Source organism: Cedecea neteri, from assembly GCF_000757825.1.
Classification (GTDB): domain Bacteria; phylum Pseudomonadota; class Gammaproteobacteria; order Enterobacterales; family Enterobacteriaceae; genus Cedecea; species Cedecea selenatireducens.
Genome location: NZ_CP009451.1, coordinates 244,124 through 262,498, shown reverse-complemented (window position 1 = coordinate 262,498; position 18,375 = coordinate 244,124). Strand labels below are relative to the sequence as shown.

Below are 18,375 nucleotides of genomic sequence, written 5' to 3'. Positions count from 1 at the left end.
ACGGTTACAGATAATCACTGGTGATGAGGTAGACGAATCAGCGTGAGAAATATTGCTAAAAAAAATGAAAAATCCTCAAATTTTTTCCTCACGCCACAGATGAAGGGCCATAACGTACTCTTCGGCCTTTGCTTTCAGGCCCACGGGCTCAAGCTTATCGGCAGTGTAGACCACAAACGGTGAACGCCAGATGAGACCACAGCGATGTGCGGTGGCACGAAGTGGAGCCAGCAGTGATTCAATGGTAAAGAGATTGCGCCCATCGGGCCGGTAAGACTCTTCAACGTTGCCTGCGGTCACCGCCACAAACAGCGGCGTCCCTTCCAGCTTTTGCCCTTCCTCTTCGTAATTCAGGTAGAACATTCTGGTCAGTACCGCGTCCTGCCACTGACGCATAATCGCGGGCATGGAGTACCAGTGAATCGGAAACTGCAGCACAATGCGGTCGGCACCCAGCAGCCTTGCGGCTTCACGCTCGCCGTCGCGGTAAATGTCGATGCCTTCAGGATACAGTGCCTGGATATCGACCACTTCAACGTTATCCAGGTTTGCCGCCTCCTGCCCCAGCGCGGCGTTGGCGTTTGAGCGGGACAGGTCCGGGTGGAACAGCAGGATCAGGGTTTTGTGCATGATGTCGTCTCCTTGGATTGATGAGACGAGAATGGCGAGGCCTGAGAAATTACTCCAACAGATAATAGAGATAATCTATTATCTATGACATGAATTTAAGAACGTTGGATCTCAACCTCCTGGTCGTGCTGGACGCCCTGCTCGACGAAGCGCACGTCACCCGCGCTGCGGACAGGCTGTGCCTGTCGCAGTCGGCCACTTCTGCCGCGCTTGCCCGCTGCCGCGACCTTTTCCACGATGAGCTTCTCGAACGTGGGCGAGGAACCATGAGGCTAACGCCTTTGGCCCAGTCCCTGCGCGCGCCGCTGAAATCTGTCCTGGGCGGTATCACCGAGCTTATCGACCCTCCGGCGATTCCACTGCACCAAATTAGCCAGAAGCTGCGGATCACCATGGCGGATTATCCGGCGCTATTCGTGCTGGTGCCGCTGATGCAAAAGCTACAGCTGTCGGCCCCGGGCATTGATCCTGTCGTGCAGGCGTGGAGCGGCGCTGAGCAGGCGGAAACCGCGCTGCTGAACGGCACGACGGACATCGCCATTTCCGTTTTTCCCCAGCCCGCAGCGGACATCCACAGCGAGCTGCTGATGAATGAGCATTATGTGGTGGCGATGCGGAAAGGTCATCCGGCGGCAGAAGAGTTTGACCTCCATCGTTGGCTGGCATTTCCACATATCATTACCTCCGGCAAAGGTGAAAGCGTAACGCCCGTTGATGCTGAACTTGCCAGGCATGGGTTAAGCCGCCGGGTCGGCCTGGTATTGCCTAATTTCCAGATGGTGCCGCAGCTGCTGGCCGCATCAGATCTGCTGGCGCTGCTGCCCTCCCGCGTAATGCCCTTCACTCAGGGGCTTGTTGCCTTCCCCTCACCGATAAAACTGGCAGGGTTTTCGCTGCACCTGGCCTGGCACAAGCGCCGTAGCCAGGATATCGCCCTGCAGCATGTCGCCGCCATCCTGATGGCGCTGTTAAAATAGGGGGCACTCTACAGCCCCGCCTCGCGCACCAGCGTTCGCAGTAATTCAGCTGGCCGCGCGGCCGGAGATAGCATGAGTCATGTCCGCGCCGGGTGGAGACGCCCGCCATGGGGGCCTGTATGATGGAAGAGATTGATGGCTTAACATCTTATTTGAAGATGATAAGATCAACATTATTGTCATATTGAGAATTAAAAATATGAACCACACCACACTGCAGATGTTCAAAATCGTCGCCGAAGAGCAAAGCGTGACCAAAGCGGCGAAAAGGCTTGGCCGCGTGCAGTCGAACATCACCACCCGCATTCAGCAGCTGGAAGAAGAGCTTGGCGTGGCCCTGTTCATGCGCGACAGCAAAAAAATGACGCTTTCGCCGGAGGGGGTAAGCTTCCTCTCCTATGCCCAAAAAATTCTTAGCCTGGCCGAAGAAGCCAGGCAGGCGCTGCACCCGGGTAAGCCCGCTGGCGCACTGAAAATCGGTTCAATGGAGGCGACGGCCGCTAGCCGCCTGATGCCGGTCTTTCAGCAGTTTCACGGTCAGTGTCCGGAGGTCAGTCTGAGCTTAAAGACCTTGCCGACACAGCAGCTGCTGGAGCGCGTTCGCAATGCCTCGCTGGACTGTGCCCTGGTTAGCCTGCTGCCTGACGCGGAAGGCATTATCGAATGCCCTCCGGATCTCGAATTCGTTAACGTTTTTAACGAAAGCCTGGTTTTGCTCACGCCAGCTTCCGTCAGCCACGACGAAGTTCGTCTTGCCGCTTTCCCTAAAGGCTGTTCTTACCGTGCACGCGGCGAAGCTTTGCTCAACATCCAGGCCGCTGAGGTGCAGGACGTCAGTTCTTACCATTCGATGGTCGCCAACCTTGCCGCCGGGCGCTGCAGCTGCGTGCTGCCGGAAAGCGTGGCCGCAACCCTTGTCCTGCCGCAGGACACCCGGCAGCAGTTTGTAACGCAGGCCCTCACCCAGCTGGTCTGGCGTAAGGGTTACAGCTCCCCCGCGCTGGAGGCAATGAAGCAGGTACTTGCCTCAGCCAGTAACCTTTGAACGCCCTGCCATCACCAGCCCACCGGCCAGCAGCAGCGCGCCGGTGGCTGCCATCAGCGCTCCGTTAAAACTGCCGGTAATACCGTAAAGTTCCCCGGCGACCAGCGGGCCAATAATCTGCCCGATGCCATAAATAGCGGTCATTGCCGCAATCATATTGAAGCGGACAAGGTGTGCCAGCCTTTTGGCTTCCGGCAAAGCAATGGTGACCGTGCCGGTAAAGGTAAAGCCCACCAGCAGAGCGCTCAACAGGCAAAACAGCAGCGACTGGCTAAAAGCCGGAAGTACCACGCCAGCGGCCTGCACCAGAAGATTCGCGGTAAACGCGCGGCGATAGCCGTACTTCAGCACGACCTTGTGCCAGACAAAACAGGACGGCACGGCGGCCAGGCCAAAGATAGCCCAAAGCTGCACCGGATCCAGCGAGCTAAGCTGCCCGGAGAGAAAAAGCGGCAAATAGGTGGCGGTAATGATGTAGCCAAATCCGGCCAGGCCGTAAATAGCCAGCAGCCGCCAGGCGTCTCTCACTGGCCCTTTGACTTGCTCAACCTGACCCACCGCCTGGGGCTGGTAGTCCACCAGGTAATCCGGCGGGCTGAGCAACAGCCGAAACACCAGCACAAAAAGCAGCAGCGCGGTAATGCCGCACAGCAGCCAAATCTGTTGGCTGGAATAGCCGTACGCCTTGCCGAGCGCGATAAATTCGGCGGACAAAAAGATCCCCAGCCCTACGCCGGAATAGAGTACCGGCGCGCCGGCCTGGTGTTTCATGTGCTGCAGGAGCCACAGCGAAGCCGCAATCAGCGATACCGCGCTTAACAGCCCGGCAAAGCCGCGCACCGCCACAACCGCCCACGGCGATCTCGTCCATGCCAGCAGAAGCAGGAAGCCAATCGTTAACCCCACGGAGACCATGTTTAATCGCCGGGCATCGCCAGGCTTCGCCTTTGCCAGCAGCAGCGCCCCTAAAAGATAACCTGCGTAATTAGCCGAGGCGGCCAGGTTCCCCTGGTGCAGCGACAGCAGCCCTTCTTTCAGCATTACCGGCAGGATCCCGGTATAGGAAAAACGCCCGTAGCCCATGCCGATAGCCAGCACGACCGCGCCCGCAAGCGCCAGCAGCAGCGCGCGTATTTCTGGCCTGAAATGCATTGTCATGACGCCTCACCTTTAATCTCGTAATGGAAATGTTTTTTAATTTAAATCTTATTTTGAGATTAATGGTGATGAAGATGACAGGCAAGCGACTTCTTTGCCGACTGAGATTTGTCGTTGATTAACCAGAAGTGCGCATGTCGGCCTCTATGCGCTGAATCCAGCCTTTGGCCGTTTGGCTCTGCGCCAGTAGCAGCGCGGCCTGTAACGCCAGGCTGTACTCCAGAACATGTTCTGGCCTGTCGGAATAGCGGATTTGCGCCTGCACCCGCATCAGTTCGGGCAGGTTCCACAGCGACTGGTTCACGTCGAGCACGGACAGGGGTTCGCTGAGAAGCGTATCCGCCGCCTCCCGCTGACCTTTCTGCGCCAAAGCAGCGGCAAAATCAGAGAGAAAAATCGAATAAGCCGGATCAAAGCCATTGGCACGTAAGGTGGCGAGCATCGCGTGAATTTGTGGCGGGAGAATAGCTTCTGGCTGCCTGCGTAACCTGCCCCAGAACGTAAACGCCGAGGCATAAAGCCGCCAGAATCCCAGGCCATGCTCAACGGCAATTGTCTCGATCTGCGAGGCAATCAGCAGCACCTGGTCTATATCGCCGGTTAAGGCCGCCAGCGTGCAGCTGCCTTCCGCGAGCGCGGCACACAGCGAGCAGGCATGATCGAGCTCCCTTGCTTCCTCCACCGCCAATTGCGCCGCTCTTCTGGCTTTGGCGATATCGCCGGTCACCCACAGCGTGCGGACCAGGAAAGCCCAGCCAGCCACGCGCTGATCCAGTCCAAAACGGAATGGCGCTCTCTGGCTGTCATCATCCACGGCGCGATCCAGCAATGCCTGAATTTCGCCGATCGCAGCCTGCTGATCGCCGGAAAAATGCAGCGCGGTACCCACCAGACGCCGGGCGGTCAATAAAGCGCCATAGTCACCGATTTCGGCGGCAAGCGCGGCCATTTTTTTGCCGTTGTTCCCGGCCTGCTGATAGCGGCCGCTGCGCAGGTGATACAGCCACAGTCCGTATTCTGCCTGCAGCTGTATTTCTCGGTCCCCGAGCGTGCCGGCAAGCTCTCCGGCCCGCCGCCAGGCCTGGCCGTTTTCCTCAACCGGCCCCTGCGCCCAGCCCAGGGCAGAACCTAAAGCCGCCTGCATCAGCATCTCTTCACGCTGCGTGGCGTGCCCGTTTTGCGGATTGTTAATGGCCGCGGTGATACGCTGGCGGCATTCGCCGTGCAGCGAAAGCTGGATCCAAAAAGGCGTGGCGTTAGCGAGAATACTGCGGCCAAGCGGCGCGTTTTGACCTGCGCCAAAACACCAGTCAGCCGCGGCCCGAAGATCGTCAATCAAATAACCATACTGACGACGCCAGTGCGGGCTGGATGCTTCCGTCCAGGCTTCCTTTGCCTGCACCAGGTTGTCTGCGGTCAGATGCGCATGGCTGAGAGAAAGCGGCTCGCTATCGCCTGCCAGCAGCCCGCGAGCGTAGGTGCGCACAATCGTGAGATAGCGATACCTTGCCGGTCTGGCACCCGCTTGAAATACCAGCAATGATTTCGCGACCATTTTCGCTACAACGTCACTGGTGTGCTCCTGGTTTAACAGCCCTTTCGCTGCCGCGAGGTCGAACTCGCCGGGAAAAATAGCCAAAGCCTGAAAGACTCGCTGCTCGTCTGCCGTCAGCAGCCGGTAACTCCAGTCCAACGCGTCGGCTAACGTTCTGTGGCGTGAGGTCCTGGTGAGACTGGGAGCGTCAGGCAGCGATTCTCGCCCCGCAAGGTCGGCCAGCACCGCTTCCGGCCCCAGGCTGGCAACCCTGGCGGCCACAATCTCCAGCGCCAGCGGGACCGCATCAAGCAGCCGGCAAAGCGCCGCTACGGGCCGCACGTTTTCTTCCGTCAGGCGAAACTGGTAATCCGCCGCCTGAATGCGCTGGACGAGAAACTCAACCGCGCTGTAACTTTGTGCCTCGCTGACGTTCACCTGCGCAGACGGTAGAGCCAGCGGCCCAATGCGATACACCTGTTCGCCCTCAATGCCCAGCGGAGTCTGACTGGTTAGCAAAACGCTGAGCAATTCATTCGCCTGCAGCAGGCGTTCAATTTCCTGCGCACAGGCGGTTGCCAGATGCTCACAGTTATCGATAACAAGCAGCGCCGGGTGAGAATGCTGTCTCCCCGCTCCGCGAATGCCGGCTACTGCCGCGCGCAGGACCGGAACCGGATCTGAGCCGCCGTTCAGGCTGGATAAATCAGCAAAAAATATGCCGTCTGGATAAAGCCCGGCGGCTTCGCGCACAACCTCCAGCAGCAGCCTGGTTTTGCCAATACCGGCGGGCCCGGCCAGAGTACAAAGAGTATTTTCGAGCAGCAGTTTTCTTATCTCACCCAGCTCTCTTTCGCGGCCAATCAGCGGCGAACGTGGGCGAGGCAGACTGGTTGATGTGGGGCTGACCGGCAATGATGAAGTAGCCGCCTGCAGCTTATTGACCGCGGCGGTAAAGCAGTAACCGCGCCCAAAAACGGTCGTTATCAGATTGCGGTCAGCGCCGAAAATTTTGCGCAACGCGGAAATTTGCGCCTGCAGGTTGTTTTCTTCAACGATCTCTTTTGGCCAGACGGTTTCCAGCAGCGTCTCTTTCGCCACCACCTGCCCGGCCTCGCTGACCAGCAGCTTTAACACCGCCATCGCCCGCTCGCCCGGCTCAAGGCGAACGCCGTCCCTCAGCAGCAGGCCAAGGTCAGGAAACAGCTGGTAGCGGCCAAAGACCACCATATCGTCATCTCTTTCCGGGCGGGTTTGGGCGTTGTCGACAGGCATCGGTGCGGTCGCTTTCAGGTAATTTCAGAAGTCTGAAATTTTAGGGCAAAGATTGCTGGTGGACAATCGTTCAGCATCAGGGTTCGTCATCACCTGTGAGAAATAATCATGTCGGATAACCCGCTCGACGTTACCCTTAAACGCCTGCCCGAGGCCGAAGAACACTCGCCTTTAACCTCCACTTTGCTGCTGATCATGGCGCTGGCCTGCGGCGTTTTTGTCGCCAACGTTTACTACAACCAGCCGCTGCTGGAGCTGCTGCAACAGGCTTTTCCCCGGCAGTTAGCCCTGGTGAGCCTCGCGCCCACGGCAACCCAGCTGGGTTTTGCCTGTGGGCTGTTTTTACTCGTTCCCCTTGGCGACAAAATTAACCGCCGGACGCTTATCCTTTGCCAGTCGGCGGGGCTTGCGGTGGCGCTGGCCTGCCTGGCATTAGCGCCCAACGTCGTGACCATTATTATTGCATCTGCGGCGGTAGGCGTGACGGGCTCCGTGGCGCAGCAGATTGTGCCGTTTGCCGCCGAACTCGCCAAACCGGAACGCCGTGGGCAGGTGGTCGGCACGGTGATGAGCGGCGTGCTCTGCGGCATTCTGCTGGGCCGGGCCGTCGGCGGTTTTAGCGGCGAGCACTGGGGATGGCGAGCCACATTCTGGCTGGGTTGTGTGGCTACCGCCTGCGGCTGGCTCATGCTGTTCTTCACCCTGCCGCACCATACGCCTCGCAACAAGCAGACCTATATGAGCCTGATGCGATCGCTGGTTTCGCTATGGCGCGAAGAACCTTTGCTACGCCGGGCAACGTGGATTCAGGCCGCCCTGTTCGGATCGTTTATAGGCCTGTGGACGATTCTGGCGCTGCAGCTGCACGCCGCGTTCCACCTCGGCGCAGACGTTGCCGGCATGATGGGCATTGTCGGTGCCGTCGGGATCCTGATTGCTCCGCTTGCCGGGCGAATTGCCGACCGCCGGGGACCTTATGCGGTGATCGGACTTGGCGCGCTGGTGATGGTTATTTCGTTTGCGGTGCTTGGCCTGTGGACGTCGCTAACCGGGCTGGTGATCGGCATTATCCTGATGGATCTTGGCGAACAGTCGGCGCTTATTTCCAATCAGCACGTGATTTATGCCCTGCGTCCGGAAGCCCGGAGCCGCATTAATACCGTGTTTATGAGCGGGATGTTTATCGGCGGGGCGCTGGGCTCATGGGGAGCAAGCCTGGTATGGCGACTGGGAGGCTGGGAAATGGCCTCGCTGCTGGGCGGCCTGTTGAGCCTCGCCGGGCTACTTATCCATATGATTGGGCGAAGAAAGCGCGGCTGATGTGAAAGGCGGCGGCACGCCAGAACGGCCGCCGCAGATTTCAAAGGGCGCTATTGAATCAACACGCCCTGCACCAGGTTAGCTTTTACCACGGTCACCTGTGGAATTTTCAGCGCTTCCATGTAGCCCTGAACCAGCAGCAGGTTGCTGACGTCCGTAGCCCGGTAATCACCGCGCAGCTCTGAGTCCCCTTTCCACACCTGGCCGGCGGAGGCTTTTTGCAGATCGGCGAGGGTGTAAACTTTTTCGTTCAACTGCTTGCTGACGGAGAAATCATGCACCCCGCCAATGCCCACAACGGTACGCTTTGCCAGCGCCTGTTTCATCTCCGGGCTGACGTGGGTTGTGGCATAGAAGCGAACAAAACGCAGCACGCCGTCGCGCAGAGAACCAATCGGATTTGGCGAACTGACCTCATGCAGGTCTTTGTTTTTCACCACGTCGATGATGTAGTTCTTCAGCGTGACGGAAGCCAACTTGCCCTGGTAAATCTCCGGCTGCCATTTGTCGTGCTTTTGCAGCCAGGTGGTCATCTGCATCGACCCACCGCCGATGTCCCAGACCACCATCTGATCGTCTGCCAGCGGCACCGGCATCGAGGCTTTGGCGGACAGGAAGCCCAGCTCGGCTTCCTGCGCCTGGGATATAATTTTTAAGTTAACCTGCGCGGAGCGGTTAAACGCATCGATAACCTGCTGTGCGTTAGAGGCGCTGCGGAAAACAGCGGTCGCAACGCCGTTAAAACGTGTTGGATGATAGCGAGCGGCTTCCGCCGTCAGCTCCTGCAGCGCAGCCTGGCCCTGCCGCTGTATCGCCGGGCTGAGGGTGTTGTCCGCAGATTTGGACAGATCTTCGTTAAAAGCGATTGGGCGCTGATCCTCGAACAGCACTTTGTTGATGCGCTGTTTGCAGGTATCCACTTTGGCGACCACCAGCTTGGTGGTGCCGGAGCCCATGTCGATGCCCGCGCGAGTCTCTTCACAGCCAGCGGCATGGGCCGCAAAGCTCACGCCGGGTAAGGCCGCCACCACCATCAGGGGAAAAAAATTGCGTCGAAATATTTTTGTCATATTGAGTATCCAGTGTCGATCCATTAAAAAGCTATTGATAACGTAGCTTTAATATTCGGTAAAACACTTTTTAATAATACCTGCTGATTTTGTTAGAAAAAGTCGCTGCATTGTTCAGTACAGGGGCCGGCAGGTATCAATGGCGTTAATGATAAGCAAGGGTAAGGATAAAAAGATGAAGAAAAGTTTATTGAGTGGCGCGATGGCGCTGGTGCTGGTCAGCCTGACGGGCTGTGCAAATCAGCAGCAGGCGGCCGATCAAAAACTGGCCAGCCAGACGGTGATGGCGGTTGACTGGTTCCAGCAGTCCGGCGAATACCGTGCGCTGGCGTATCAGTCGTTTAACAGCGCTCGCCTGGCCTGGGATCGGTCGGCCAAACAGGGTAACGCTAAGCGCGCGGTGATTGTCGATCTGGATGAAACCATGCTCGACAACAGCGCCTACAGCGCATGGCAGGCGAAAAATAACAAAGCGTTTGACGACAAAACCTGGTCCCAGTGGACCCAGGCTCGCCAGGCGCTGGCCGTCCCCGGCGCGGTGGATTTTGCTAACTATGTTAACAGCCACGGCGGCACCATGTTCTATGTGTCAAACCGCGACAGCAAAGACTTTGACGCGACCGTCGCCAACATGAAAACGTTGGGCTTTACCGGCGTGAGCGACAAAACCGTGCGCCTGAAAACCGACAGCTCCAACAAGCAGGCTCGCTTTGATGCGATCAAGGCCGAAGGTTATGACGTGGTGATGTACATCGGCGACAACCTGAATGACTTTGGCAAAGCGACTTACCATAAAGATCAGGCGCAGCGTCAGCAGTTTGCCAGCGACAACCGCAGCAAGTTCGGCACCCAGTTCATCGTGCTGCCTAACCCAATGTACGGCGACTGGGAAGGTGCCTTAGCGCCAAACTACTTCAAGCTGAACACGGCCCAGCAGGCAGAAGCGCGTGAAAATGCGCTGCGTGGCTGGTCCGGGAAATAAACTGTCTCGCCCCACCCTTGCGGTGGGGTTTTTATGCCGTCATGCTGGACTGAAGCTATCTCTAAGCCAGCGATGGGCGGCATCATCATCAGTACAACACTGCCTCGACGAGAGAGCCCTCCTTTAAGCCGAAAATCCTGGGAAGACCTCAAGGCTCCCCTTGGAAAGTGACATATAAGAGATTAAGTGCATTCCTTTTTTATCTATAACCTAATAGGTCAGACGCTTGGTTTTAGATATTATCTTTCATATCCGTATAAATTAATCCTGCCCGAGAGATACTCACCTAAATATACTTCGCTGATTTTATTAAAGCCTTGCTTGATAACTTCATTTTCTAACCAGTCATTGTCCTTGTTAAGGATTTCGAGCAGATCATGATTAGCTAAACCATCAACTATAATTGGATAGCGTATATTTTCATCACCACTTTGTATAATGGTTAATTGCCCATTCTGTTCGAGAACTACGCGCTTCAATTGTTCTATTTCATAAATGCCATTCGCCCTTAACTTGAACATCAAATCATTTGCAGAAACACCATTGCGTAAACACTCCTTAACATTGACACTGCCATTATGTACCAGGGTGATAGGCTTGCCATCAATAATCCTTTTAACTAGACGATTGTTCTCTTTTAAAAATTTAAGGACAAAAACGAGGAAGGTCCATATAATTAACACCAAAACAAACTGTAGTACTGTTATCGATTCATTATAAATTACGCCACCGATAATCCCCCCGAGCACATAGTTCTGAACCTGGTCCATTGCGGATGAAGGAGCCAGATTACCCTTCCCCATGAGATTTATTTGAATAATCAGGCACAGTATCCCCAGACCCAATTTTATCATGATTGGCGTATAAATTATCATTTCTGTTCCTCAGTTTTTTATGATTTCTATGCCTGGGTTTACTAACGACACCTCAACTAAACTATATGTTTTTTGATCCGGACTTAAATTAACGCGATAGTAAAGATCATTAATTTTAACGATAATGCCATCCGAGAGCTGTACTGAATTTGAAAATATAGAATCCATACCCACTTCTTTTTCTTTTGATAACAATTTAACAAAGCTCACCATTTGTGATGATTGAGAGTGTATATTTTGACTATCAGTATAATCTGCATACTGAACACCAGAAATGAACAGTAAAAATAAAAATACGATTATTGTTAGGTCTCGATATTTAGTTTGTAAGCGATGACGCATGTAGAGGCTAAAAAAAACGATCAGGATAAATAAAGCACTAAATATAATGATGTATTTTAAATAATCATTAATATTAGACTGCGTTTGTAGATAGTCGATGCCATAAAATCTCATATAGTTTTAATCCCTAAACACTTAAGACCCCGTTTTTATTATAGTAACACATTGCCATTTCCCGCTCTAACGACCACGATCCTGACTTTCTCCTCCCTTCCAGCTCACCACTACCTCCCTTGCTGCTTTCCATGTTGAAAACTACTTGATCAACATTTAGTCCAGATATAGATTATTTGTCTAAATCTGAACGCGCTTGAGAGAAAATATGACCCCGGATATCACGCTGCGCAATATCGAGCACGTGCCTGCTCCCGTCGGGCACTATTCGCACACCACTACCGCAGGCGGATTGGTGTTTATTTCCGGGCAGCTACCCGTTGCCGCTGACGGCAGCCCACGCTGCGATGCGCCTTTTGAGGAGCAGGCCCGGCTGGTGCTGCAGAACATAGAATCCTGCCTCGGCTGCGCGGGCGTAACAAAGCAGCACCTTGTTTCCGTGCGGGTGTACATCACGGATATCAATCTCTGGCCGCTATTTAACAAAATCTACGCGGAGTGGATTGGCGAGCATCGCCCTTCCCGCGCGGTAGCCGGCGTTTCACAGCTCCATTACGGCGCAGCGCTTGAAGTTGAAGCCGTGGCGCTCTCTGAATAAGACAACCGATTGAAGGAGGCATAATGAGTGAACTAGTTCTTCCCGTTTATGACGATGTGGTGGCCGCAGCTCAGCGTATTAAAGACCATGCCAACCGCACGCCGGTGATGACTTCCCGCACCGTGAATGAAGAGTTTGGCGCAGAAGTCTTTTTCAAATGTGAAAATTACCAGCGCATGGGCGCTTTTAAGTTTCGCGGCGCAATGAACGCCCTCGCCCAGTTCACGCCCGCGCAGAAAGAAGCTGGCGTGGTGGCCTTCTCCTCCGGGAACCACGCCCAGGCGATTGCGCTGGCCGCCAGGCTGTTGGGTATTCCGGCCACTATCGTGATGCCGGAAGATGCCCCGGCGGCCAAAATAGCCGCGACGCGTGAATACGGCGGGAAAGTCATTCTCTATAACCGCTACACCGAAGATCGCCAGCAGATCGGCAACGATCTGGCTGAGAAATACGGCCTGACCCTGATCCCTCCTTACGATCATCCACACGTGATTGCGGGCCAGGGGACGGCGGCAAAAGAGCTGTTTGACGAGGTCGGCGAACTGGACGCGCTGTTTGTCTGCCTGGGGGGCGGTGGCTTAATTTCCGGCTGCTCGCTGGCGGCACGCAGGCTTTCTCCCCACTGTAAGGTTTATGGCGTTGAGCCGGAGGCGGGGAATGACGCGCAACAGTCCTTCCGACGCGGTAAGATTGTGCGCATCGATACGCCAAAAACGATAGCAGACGGCGCGCAGACCACCTTCCTGGGCGACTATACCTTCGAGATGATTCGCCAGAACGTGGACGATATCTTTACCGCCAGCGATGACGAACTGATCGACTCGATGAAGTTTTTCGCCGAGCGCATGAAAATGGTCGTCGAGCCGACGGGTTGCCTTGGTTTTGCTGCCGCACGCGGGATGAAAGAGAGCCTTCGCGGCAAGCGTGTGGGCATCATCCTTAGCGGCGGTAACGTCGACATCAGCCGCTACGGCGAGTTACTCGCCAGGGCCGCACAGCGTTAAACATCAGGAGAGAATAGCGTGACAAAACCAGCAGACAATACCCTGCTAGAGCAGCTCGACAATATTGCCCAGGGGATAAGCGAGACCTTCGCGCCGTTTTGTGAGGTGGTAGTGCATGACCTGCAACAGCCGCAACACTCTATTCTCTCCATACATAACAATCTGTCGGGCCGAAAAGTCGGCCAGGCCGCAACCGAAATGGGGCTGGCTCGCATTGCCTCCCCGGATTTTCCGGCAGTGGTTGCCAATTACGCCAACCAGTTTGCCGATGGTCGCCCGGTAAAAAGTACCTCCATCGGGCTGAAAGATGCCTCCGGGGAGTACGTCGCCGCGCTGTGCCTGAATCTGGATATGACCTTGTTCAGAGGGATGCAAAGCATGCTGTCGCGCTTCACTGAAACCCACGCGGGTCCGGTGGAAGAGCACATTGAACCCGTAGGTTCTGAGGCCATAAGGCTGAGAATCGACCAGTATGCTGCCGGGCTGGCGACGACGCCGCGCGCGCTGAAAACTTCGGAAAGAATTGAGCTGTTGCAGACGCTGAAAAAAGAAGGATTACTGGATATCCGTAAATCGATGGAAACCGTGGCGCAGCATCTGGGCGTTTCGCGGGCGTCGGTTTATCTGTATGCAAAACAACAGCCGACCGTGGACGACACGGCGTAATTCAACCGCGATTTTTTTGCCAGGACAGACAGATGGGTTCTTTGAAGTGGCTGATAGCGTCTTTACCCCAGGAGCCAAAGCGCTCCGGAATGGCTCTCAAAAGCATCACAGTTTCGGTGCTATTCCTCACCCTCACCCTCAGCGGCTGCCGCTCTGCCCCTGACGCTTCTGCTTCATCAATGCGGCTGGATCGCCGACTCAACGAACAGGTTGTGATGCTGCCGGTCGAAACTGACGGGAAAATCGTTGAGCTGCAAACCACGCTCTACAAGCCTCCGGGCAACGGTCCTTTCCCTCTGCTGTTAATGAATCACGGCAAAAATCCCGGCAACGCCCGCACGCAGCCTCGTTCACGTCACCTTGAAATTGCCTCGGTATTTGTTCACCGCGGGTTTGTGGTCGCCATACCTATGCGGGAAGGTTTTGCGGCATCAGGCGGGCAGTATCCGCGCGACGGGTGTGACGTTCGCCGCCACGCGTTTGACGAGGCCAAAGATTCTGCCGCCGCCCTCAGTGCGCTGGTAAACTTGCCGTATGTCGATCGCACACGCATCGTGGTTGCCGGTCAGTCTGATGGCGGGCTGGTGACCATGGCGCTGAGTACCCGACAAATCCCCGGCGTACTGGGCGTGATTAACTTTTCCGGCGGGCTACGCATGAAGACCTGTGCTGGCTGGCAGCAAAACCTGGTGAACGCCTACGGCAGTATCGGGCAACGGGCGCGTTACCCGTCGCTTTGGTTCTACGGCGATAACGATGAACTTTGGCCGCGGCCGCTGCCGCAGCAGATGTTCAGCGCCTACACAAGCCAGGCCTCCGGGGCTGCAAACCGAGCCCGAATGGTTGATATCGGTACCTTCGGAAAAAACTCCCATGACTTTGCCGACAGCAAGGCCGGCGTCAGACTGTGGTACCCGCAGGTGAAAACGTTCGTTCACTCGCTGGGCCTGCCGTTTGAACCTATTTAGCCGGTACTCAGTGCCTGGCCAGCCAGGCACTAACCCACCGCAGGAAACCTCGCGCTGTAAATCTCTTTCAACCAGTCGATAAACACGCGTACTCGCGGAGAAAGCTGCCGGTTTTGGGTATACACCGCAGAAACAGCGATGGCCGGACTTTGCCAGTCAGCCATGACCTCTACCAGCCGACCTTCAGTCAGCGCCTGTTCGACGTGGTAACGCGGGATCTGAACCAGGCCGCAGCCCCGCAGCGCGCAGATAACATAATTTTCCGCTTCGTTGACCGTCACCCAGCCTTTGGGCGAGAAGGCTCGCCGCTCGTTATCAATGATGAATTCGAAGGGATAATTCAGGCCGCCCGTGGTCGAGAAGAAGTTTACACACTGGTGATGCTCGAGATCGTCCGGATGCTCAGGTACACCAAATGACGCCAGATAATCCGGGCTGGCGCACACAATTTGCGGCAAATCCGCCAGGTGGCGCGCAACCAGCGAAGAATCCTGCAGCTTACCGGCTCGCACCACGCAGTCGATCCCCTCACGAACCAGATCAACCAGCCTGTCGCCGCTGCTGATAATCAGCTCGATGTCCGGGTAACGGCGATGAAACTCATCCAGCAGCGGAAGAACTATCTGTGACGCATGCGTTCCCTGCAGGTCGATGCGCAAAATTCCACGAGGCCTGGTGACCACCGGTCGCAGCGCGGCCTCTGCATCATTCAGCTCTGCCAGAATATATACGCAGCGCTGGTAATACGCTTTGCCGTCCTGGGAAGCACGCACGTGGCGGGTAGTCCGTTCCAGCAGGCGGCAGCCAAGCTGGCTCTCGAGCTCTTTAATCGCATTACTGGCCGTGGCTCTGGGGATGCCAAGCTGGTCGGCGGCCTGGCTGAAACTGCCCAGCTCAACAATGCGGGTGAACAGCTGCAACGTATCGAATTTATCCATCTATTATTAACCAAAACGGAATTATCTTATCAAATTAGCACCATTTATCCCGAATTCAAAAACATTAACAATGCACCCACGCCCACTCGGGGCGACCCACTCACAGCATCTGGAGAACAACATGACAACTGCAAAGAAAACTGCCCTGGTGACCGGCGCTTCCCGTGGGATTGGCCGGGCTATTGCCGAAAGACTGGCTCGCGACGGCTTCACCGTCATCGTCAACTATGCCGGTAACAAAGCCAGCGCCGATGAAACGGTGCAGGCGATTAAGGCCAGCGGCGGTGAAGCCGTGGCGATTCAGGCCGATGTCTCATCCGAAAGCGATGTCGCTCGCCTGTTTGCCGAAGCGAAAGCCGTTAATAACCAGCTCGATGTAGTGGTGCACAGCGCAGGGATTATGCCGATGGTGAAAATCACGCCAGCCGGCCTCGCTGAGTTTGACAAAGTCATCAACACAAACCTGCGCGGCGCGTTTATGGTGCTGGCTAATGCCGCCGAATCACTGAACGAAGGCGGCCGCATTATTGCCCTTTCAACCAGCGTTATCGCGAAATCCTTCCCGGCATACGGCCCTTACATTGCCTCTAAGGCCGGTGTTGAAGGCCTGGTTCACGTTCTCGCCAACGAGCTGCGCGGCCGCAATATTACCGTTAACGCCGTAGCGCCTGGGCCAACCGGCACGGATCTATTCCTGAACGGTAAAACCGAAGAGCAAATCCAGGCCATCGCCAACCTCGCCCCGCTCGGGCGCATCGGCACACCTGACGAAATTGCCAGCATTGTTGCCACGCTGGCTGGTCCGGACGGCAGCTGGGTGAATTCTCAGGTTATCCGCGTCAACGGCGGCTTTGCTTAAATTTCGCGGCAAACTGGAGAAAACCATGCAGCAAATCATTCTGATAACCGGGGCGTCCAGCGGCTTTGGGGCGTTATCCGCTCGCGCCCTCGCCCATGCCGGACATACCGTCTACGCCAGTATGCGGGACATCGCGGGCCGCAATGCCCCTCAGGTTGAAAGCCTTAAGGATTATGCGCGGCAGCACGAGGTCGATCTCCGTGCCGTTGAGCTTGACGTGCAGTCTCAGGATTCTGCGAATGCGGCCATCGCGCTGATTATTGCGGAACTCGGCAGGCTCGACGTCGTGGTTCATAACGCCGGACATATGTCCTACGGCCCCGCTGAAGCCTTCCTGCCGGAGCAGTTCAGCCAGCTGTTTGACATTAACGTGCTGGGCACCCAGCGCGTTAACCGGGCGGCTCTGCCTTATTTGCGCCAGCAGAGAAAGGGCCTCGTGCTTTGGGTCGGCAGCAGCAGTACCAGGGGAGGCACTCCGCCCTATCTGGCCCCTTATTTTGCCGCCAAAGCCGCAATGGACGCCGTGGCCGTGAGCTATGCCGCCGAGCTAAGCCGCTGGGGAATTGAAAGCTCGATTCTGGTGCCGGGCGCCTTTACCAAAGGCACCAACCATTTCCTGCATTCCGGCAAGCCTGCGGATACCGAACGCGAACAGGCGTACACAAAACATGGCCCAACGGCCGGCCTGGAGGATGAAGCGCTGAAAGGCCTGGCGACCTGCGAGCCGGAAGATGCAGATGTAGCAGACGTGGCCGCGGCGATGGTGGACATCGTGAATGCGCCGGACGGCAAACGCCCGTTCCGGGTGCACGTTGATCCCTCCGACGACGGCGCCGAAGTGGTGAACGCGGTGGCCGACCGCATCCGCAAAGAGTTTTTGCAACGTATTGGCTTAGGCGACCTGCTTACTCCCCGACGGTAAAACCCCTGCCTGCGGCTTATCTTGCATCTGGCAAAAGCTAAGCCGCAGGCCATTTCCTGGAGTGTTTGATGCGCACGTTTCTCTTTCTGTTGAGCGGATTTTTACTCGCCAGCGGGTGTTATCTGCTGATTCGACTTTTTACCCCGGACTACCCGCCAGCCCAGGCGATTATCGCCAGAGGCTTTGCGGTGCTGTGGTGCCTTATTACGGCGGTCAATATGCTGATCGGTGTTATTAAAGTGGGCTACGGCTGGGGTGAAGAGCTGACGATTTTCCTTATCATTTTCGCCCTGCCGGTGATTCCGCTGCTGTGGCTGGTCGAGCGTTAATCCTGGGGGTTACTCGTCAGACTCCTCGATAGCCTGCATCAATGCCAGAAAGGCCCGGCGGCTGTATGTTTCGCTGCTTTGAGCGAGGAGCGGAAGTTGCCAAATATAAGATGGCAACCGTAAACCAATTCATTCGGTATTGCGAAGTGCTTCAAGATCATTAGACATTATTGCAGTGAGGTATTCAGTAATCCGTTCTACAGGCCAATCCCACCACGCTAATTTTTCCAGTTCGGATACTATTTCATCAGAAAATCGTTTCTTTATCACTTTTGCTGGATTCCCCCCCACGACTGTATAGGCAGACACATCAGTTGTGACAACTGATCGCGAGGAAATAATTGCGCCGTTACCAATTTTTACGCCAGGCATGATAAGTGCTTCATACCCTATCCACACATCGTTCCCGATAACCGTGTCGCCTTTGTAGGGCAGATCGCCGGATTGCGGCATAGCTTTTTCCCATCCATTTCCGAAGATATAAAACGGGAAGGTAGAGAAGCCTGATAGTTTGTGGTTAGCGCCGTTCATGATGAACTGGACGCCTTTTGCGATAGCGCAAAACTTACCAATAACCAATTTATCGCCTATGAATGGGAAGTGATAGAGAACATTTCGTTCAAAATTCTCAGCCCCCTCAGGATCATCATAATAGGTGAAATCACCCACAATTATGTTTGGATTTGTCACTGTATTTTTAATGAAACAAACCTGAGGAAATCCTTCCATTGGATGTTTGTTCATTGGATTTGGTCCGTGCATATTTCCT

Annotated in this window: 19 protein-coding genes; 11 read left to right on the top strand and 8 right to left on the bottom strand. The window is 55.6% G+C overall.

Translation table 11 applies throughout. The features are described from left to right. Positions 1-75: 75 nt before the first annotated feature. Positions 76-630 carry an NAD(P)H-dependent oxidoreductase gene (locus JT31_RS01120; RefSeq protein ID WP_038472351.1) on the bottom strand — a complete coding sequence of 185 codons (555 nt, stop codon included), beginning with the start codon at positions 628-630 and terminating at the stop codon, positions 76-78. Between the two features lie 104 nt (positions 631-734). On the opposite strand from JT31_RS01120, the gene JT31_RS01115 reads away from it, so the two are divergent. Together JT31_RS01115 and JT31_RS01110 are read left to right on the top strand one after the other, a co-directional pair. Beyond that, positions 735-1,607: a LysR family transcriptional regulator gene (locus JT31_RS01115; RefSeq protein ID WP_235212912.1), complete on the top strand. Its 873-nt coding sequence runs from the start codon at positions 735-737 to the stop codon at positions 1,605-1,607. Between the two features lie 199 nt (positions 1,608-1,806). Further along, positions 1,807-2,652: a LysR family transcriptional regulator gene (locus JT31_RS01110; RefSeq protein WP_038472345.1), complete on the top strand. Its 846-nt coding sequence runs from the start codon at positions 1,807-1,809 to the stop codon at positions 2,650-2,652. Here the strand turns inward: JT31_RS01110 and JT31_RS01105 are convergent. After that, a complete protein-coding gene (locus JT31_RS01105; RefSeq protein ID WP_144244012.1) occupies positions 2,635-3,810 on the bottom strand; it encodes a YbfB/YjiJ family MFS transporter in 1,176 nt (391 codons plus the stop codon). The two genes, JT31_RS01110 and JT31_RS01105, sit on opposite strands and share 18 nt — an antisense overlap. Before the next feature lie 118 nt (positions 3,811-3,928). Beyond that, complete coding sequence (locus JT31_RS01100; protein ID WP_038472341.1) at positions 3,929-6,619, bottom strand: ATP-binding protein; 2,691 nt, start codon at positions 6,617-6,619, stop codon at positions 3,929-3,931. A 108-nt stretch (positions 6,620-6,727) separates the two neighbouring features. Here JT31_RS01100 and JT31_RS01095 point away from each other — a divergent pair, with 108 nt between their 5' ends. Beyond that, positions 6,728-7,939, top strand: a complete 1,212-nt coding sequence (locus JT31_RS01095) for an MFS transporter (protein WP_038472339.1) — start codon at positions 6,728-6,730, stop codon at positions 7,937-7,939. Between the two features lie 50 nt (positions 7,940-7,989). Here the strand turns inward: JT31_RS01095 and JT31_RS01090 are convergent, their stop codons facing one another. Then, positions 7,990-8,973 (bottom strand): Ppx/GppA phosphatase family protein, encoded by a 984-nt coding sequence (locus JT31_RS01090; protein WP_038482588.1) that lies wholly within the window; start codon positions 8,971-8,973, stop codon positions 7,990-7,992. A gap of 211 nt (positions 8,974-9,184) precedes the next feature. Here JT31_RS01090 and JT31_RS01085 point away from each other — a divergent pair, with 211 nt between their 5' ends. Then, entirely contained in the window at positions 9,185-9,991 is an 807-nt protein-coding gene (locus JT31_RS01085) for a 5'-nucleotidase, lipoprotein e(P4) family (RefSeq protein WP_038472336.1), read from the top strand. Positions 9,992-10,230: 239 nt separating this feature from the next. On the opposite strand, the gene JT31_RS01080 is transcribed toward JT31_RS01085, so the two are convergent. Then, positions 10,231-10,866: a DUF421 domain-containing protein gene (locus tag JT31_RS01080; protein WP_038472335.1), complete on the bottom strand. Its 636-nt coding sequence runs from the start codon at positions 10,864-10,866 to the stop codon at positions 10,231-10,233. Positions 10,867-10,875: 9 nt separating this feature from the next. After that, the gene (locus JT31_RS01075; RefSeq protein ID WP_038472332.1) at positions 10,876-11,322 is read right to left on the bottom strand and encodes a DUF3290 domain-containing protein; all 447 of its coding nucleotides are present in this window, start codon (positions 11,320-11,322) and stop codon (positions 10,876-10,878) included. Positions 11,323-11,530: 208 nt separating this feature from the next. On the opposite strand from JT31_RS01075, the gene JT31_RS01070 reads away from it, so the two are divergent. Genes JT31_RS01070 through JT31_RS01055 form a run of 4 tightly spaced genes read left to right on the top strand, consistent with a single transcriptional unit; the run spans position 11,531 to position 14,558 of the window. Beyond that, on the top strand, positions 11,531-11,920 hold the full coding sequence (locus JT31_RS01070) for a RidA family protein (RefSeq protein WP_038472329.1): 390 nt from the start codon (positions 11,531-11,533) through the stop codon (positions 11,918-11,920). Between the two features lie 23 nt (positions 11,921-11,943). After that, on the top strand, positions 11,944-12,924 hold the full coding sequence (locus tag JT31_RS01065; RefSeq protein WP_038472326.1) for a threo-3-hydroxy-L-aspartate ammonia-lyase: 981 nt from the start codon (positions 11,944-11,946) through the stop codon (positions 12,922-12,924). 18 nt (positions 12,925-12,942) lie between these two features. After that, entirely contained in the window at positions 12,943-13,590 is a 648-nt protein-coding gene (locus JT31_RS01060) for a helix-turn-helix transcriptional regulator (RefSeq protein ID WP_038472324.1), read from the top strand. A 32-nt stretch (positions 13,591-13,622) separates the two neighbouring features. Continuing rightward, positions 13,623-14,558, top strand: a complete 936-nt coding sequence (locus JT31_RS01055; protein WP_052048934.1) for a dienelactone hydrolase family protein — start codon at positions 13,623-13,625, stop codon at positions 14,556-14,558. A gap of 29 nt (positions 14,559-14,587) precedes the next feature. Here JT31_RS01055 and JT31_RS01050 read toward each other — a convergent pair whose 3' ends face one another. Then, positions 14,588-15,496: a LysR family transcriptional regulator gene (locus tag JT31_RS01050; protein ID WP_038472320.1), complete on the bottom strand. Its 909-nt coding sequence runs from the start codon at positions 15,494-15,496 to the stop codon at positions 14,588-14,590. 121 nt (positions 15,497-15,617) lie between these two features. Between JT31_RS01050 and JT31_RS01045 the strand changes: the two genes are divergently transcribed. From JT31_RS01045 to JT31_RS01035, 3 genes are all read left to right on the top strand, one after another. Further along, positions 15,618-16,355, top strand: a complete 738-nt coding sequence (locus tag JT31_RS01045) for an SDR family oxidoreductase (RefSeq protein WP_038472317.1) — start codon at positions 15,618-15,620, stop codon at positions 16,353-16,355. A gap of 25 nt (positions 16,356-16,380) precedes the next feature. Next, a complete protein-coding gene (locus tag JT31_RS01040) occupies positions 16,381-17,277 on the top strand; it encodes an SDR family NAD(P)-dependent oxidoreductase (RefSeq protein WP_038472316.1) in 897 nt (298 codons plus the stop codon). 68 nt (positions 17,278-17,345) lie between these two features. Continuing rightward, entirely contained in the window at positions 17,346-17,606 is a 261-nt protein-coding gene (locus JT31_RS01035; RefSeq protein ID WP_038472314.1) for a hypothetical protein, read from the top strand. Between the two features lie 129 nt (positions 17,607-17,735). Here JT31_RS01035 and JT31_RS01030 read toward each other — a convergent pair whose 3' ends face one another. Further along, positions 17,736-18,368 (bottom strand): Vat family streptogramin A O-acetyltransferase, encoded by a 633-nt coding sequence (locus tag JT31_RS01030; protein ID WP_038472312.1) that lies wholly within the window; start codon positions 18,366-18,368, stop codon positions 17,736-17,738. Positions 18,369-18,375 lie beyond the last annotated feature (7 nt).

What these genes read in the sequence shown, in the direction of transcription:
- JT31_RS01120 (WP_038472351.1), bottom strand. Translation starts at nt 630, where the DNA reads ATGCACAAAACCCTGATCCTGCTGTTCCACCCGGACCTGTCCCGCTCA.
- JT31_RS01110 (WP_038472345.1), top strand. Translation starts at nt 1,807, where the DNA reads ATGAACCACACCACACTGCAGATGTTCAAAATCGTCGCCGAAGAGCAA.
- JT31_RS01105 (WP_144244012.1), bottom strand. Translation starts at nt 3,810, where the DNA reads ATGACAATGCATTTCAGGCCAGAAATACGCGCGCTGCTGCTGGCGCTT.
- JT31_RS01100 (WP_038472341.1), bottom strand. Translation starts at nt 6,619, where the DNA reads ATGCCTGTCGACAACGCCCAAACCCGCCCGGAAAGAGATGACGATATG.
- JT31_RS01095 (WP_038472339.1), top strand. Translation starts at nt 6,728, where the DNA reads ATGTCGGATAACCCGCTCGACGTTACCCTTAAACGCCTGCCCGAGGCC.
- JT31_RS01090 (WP_038482588.1), bottom strand. Translation starts at nt 8,973, where the DNA reads ATGGTGGTGGCGGCCTTACCCGGCGTGAGCTTTGCGGCCCATGCCGCT.
- JT31_RS01085 (WP_038472336.1), top strand. Translation starts at nt 9,185, where the DNA reads ATGAAGAAAAGTTTATTGAGTGGCGCGATGGCGCTGGTGCTGGTCAGC.
- JT31_RS01080 (WP_038472335.1), bottom strand. Translation starts at nt 10,866, where the DNA reads ATGATAATTTATACGCCAATCATGATAAAATTGGGTCTGGGGATACTG.
- JT31_RS01075 (WP_038472332.1), bottom strand. Translation starts at nt 11,322, where the DNA reads ATGAGATTTTATGGCATCGACTATCTACAAACGCAGTCTAATATTAAT.
- JT31_RS01070 (WP_038472329.1), top strand. Translation starts at nt 11,531, where the DNA reads ATGACCCCGGATATCACGCTGCGCAATATCGAGCACGTGCCTGCTCCC.
- JT31_RS01065 (WP_038472326.1), top strand. Translation starts at nt 11,944, where the DNA reads ATGAGTGAACTAGTTCTTCCCGTTTATGACGATGTGGTGGCCGCAGCT.
- JT31_RS01055 (WP_052048934.1), top strand. Translation starts at nt 13,623, where the DNA reads ATGGGTTCTTTGAAGTGGCTGATAGCGTCTTTACCCCAGGAGCCAAAG.
- JT31_RS01050 (WP_038472320.1), bottom strand. Translation starts at nt 15,496, where the DNA reads ATGGATAAATTCGATACGTTGCAGCTGTTCACCCGCATTGTTGAGCTG.
- JT31_RS01045 (WP_038472317.1), top strand. Translation starts at nt 15,618, where the DNA reads ATGACAACTGCAAAGAAAACTGCCCTGGTGACCGGCGCTTCCCGTGGG.
- JT31_RS01040 (WP_038472316.1), top strand. Translation starts at nt 16,381, where the DNA reads ATGCAGCAAATCATTCTGATAACCGGGGCGTCCAGCGGCTTTGGGGCG.
- JT31_RS01035 (WP_038472314.1), top strand. Translation starts at nt 17,346, where the DNA reads ATGCGCACGTTTCTCTTTCTGTTGAGCGGATTTTTACTCGCCAGCGGG.
- JT31_RS01030 (WP_038472312.1), bottom strand. Translation starts at nt 18,368, where the DNA reads ATGCACGGACCAAATCCAATGAACAAACATCCAATGGAAGGATTTCCT.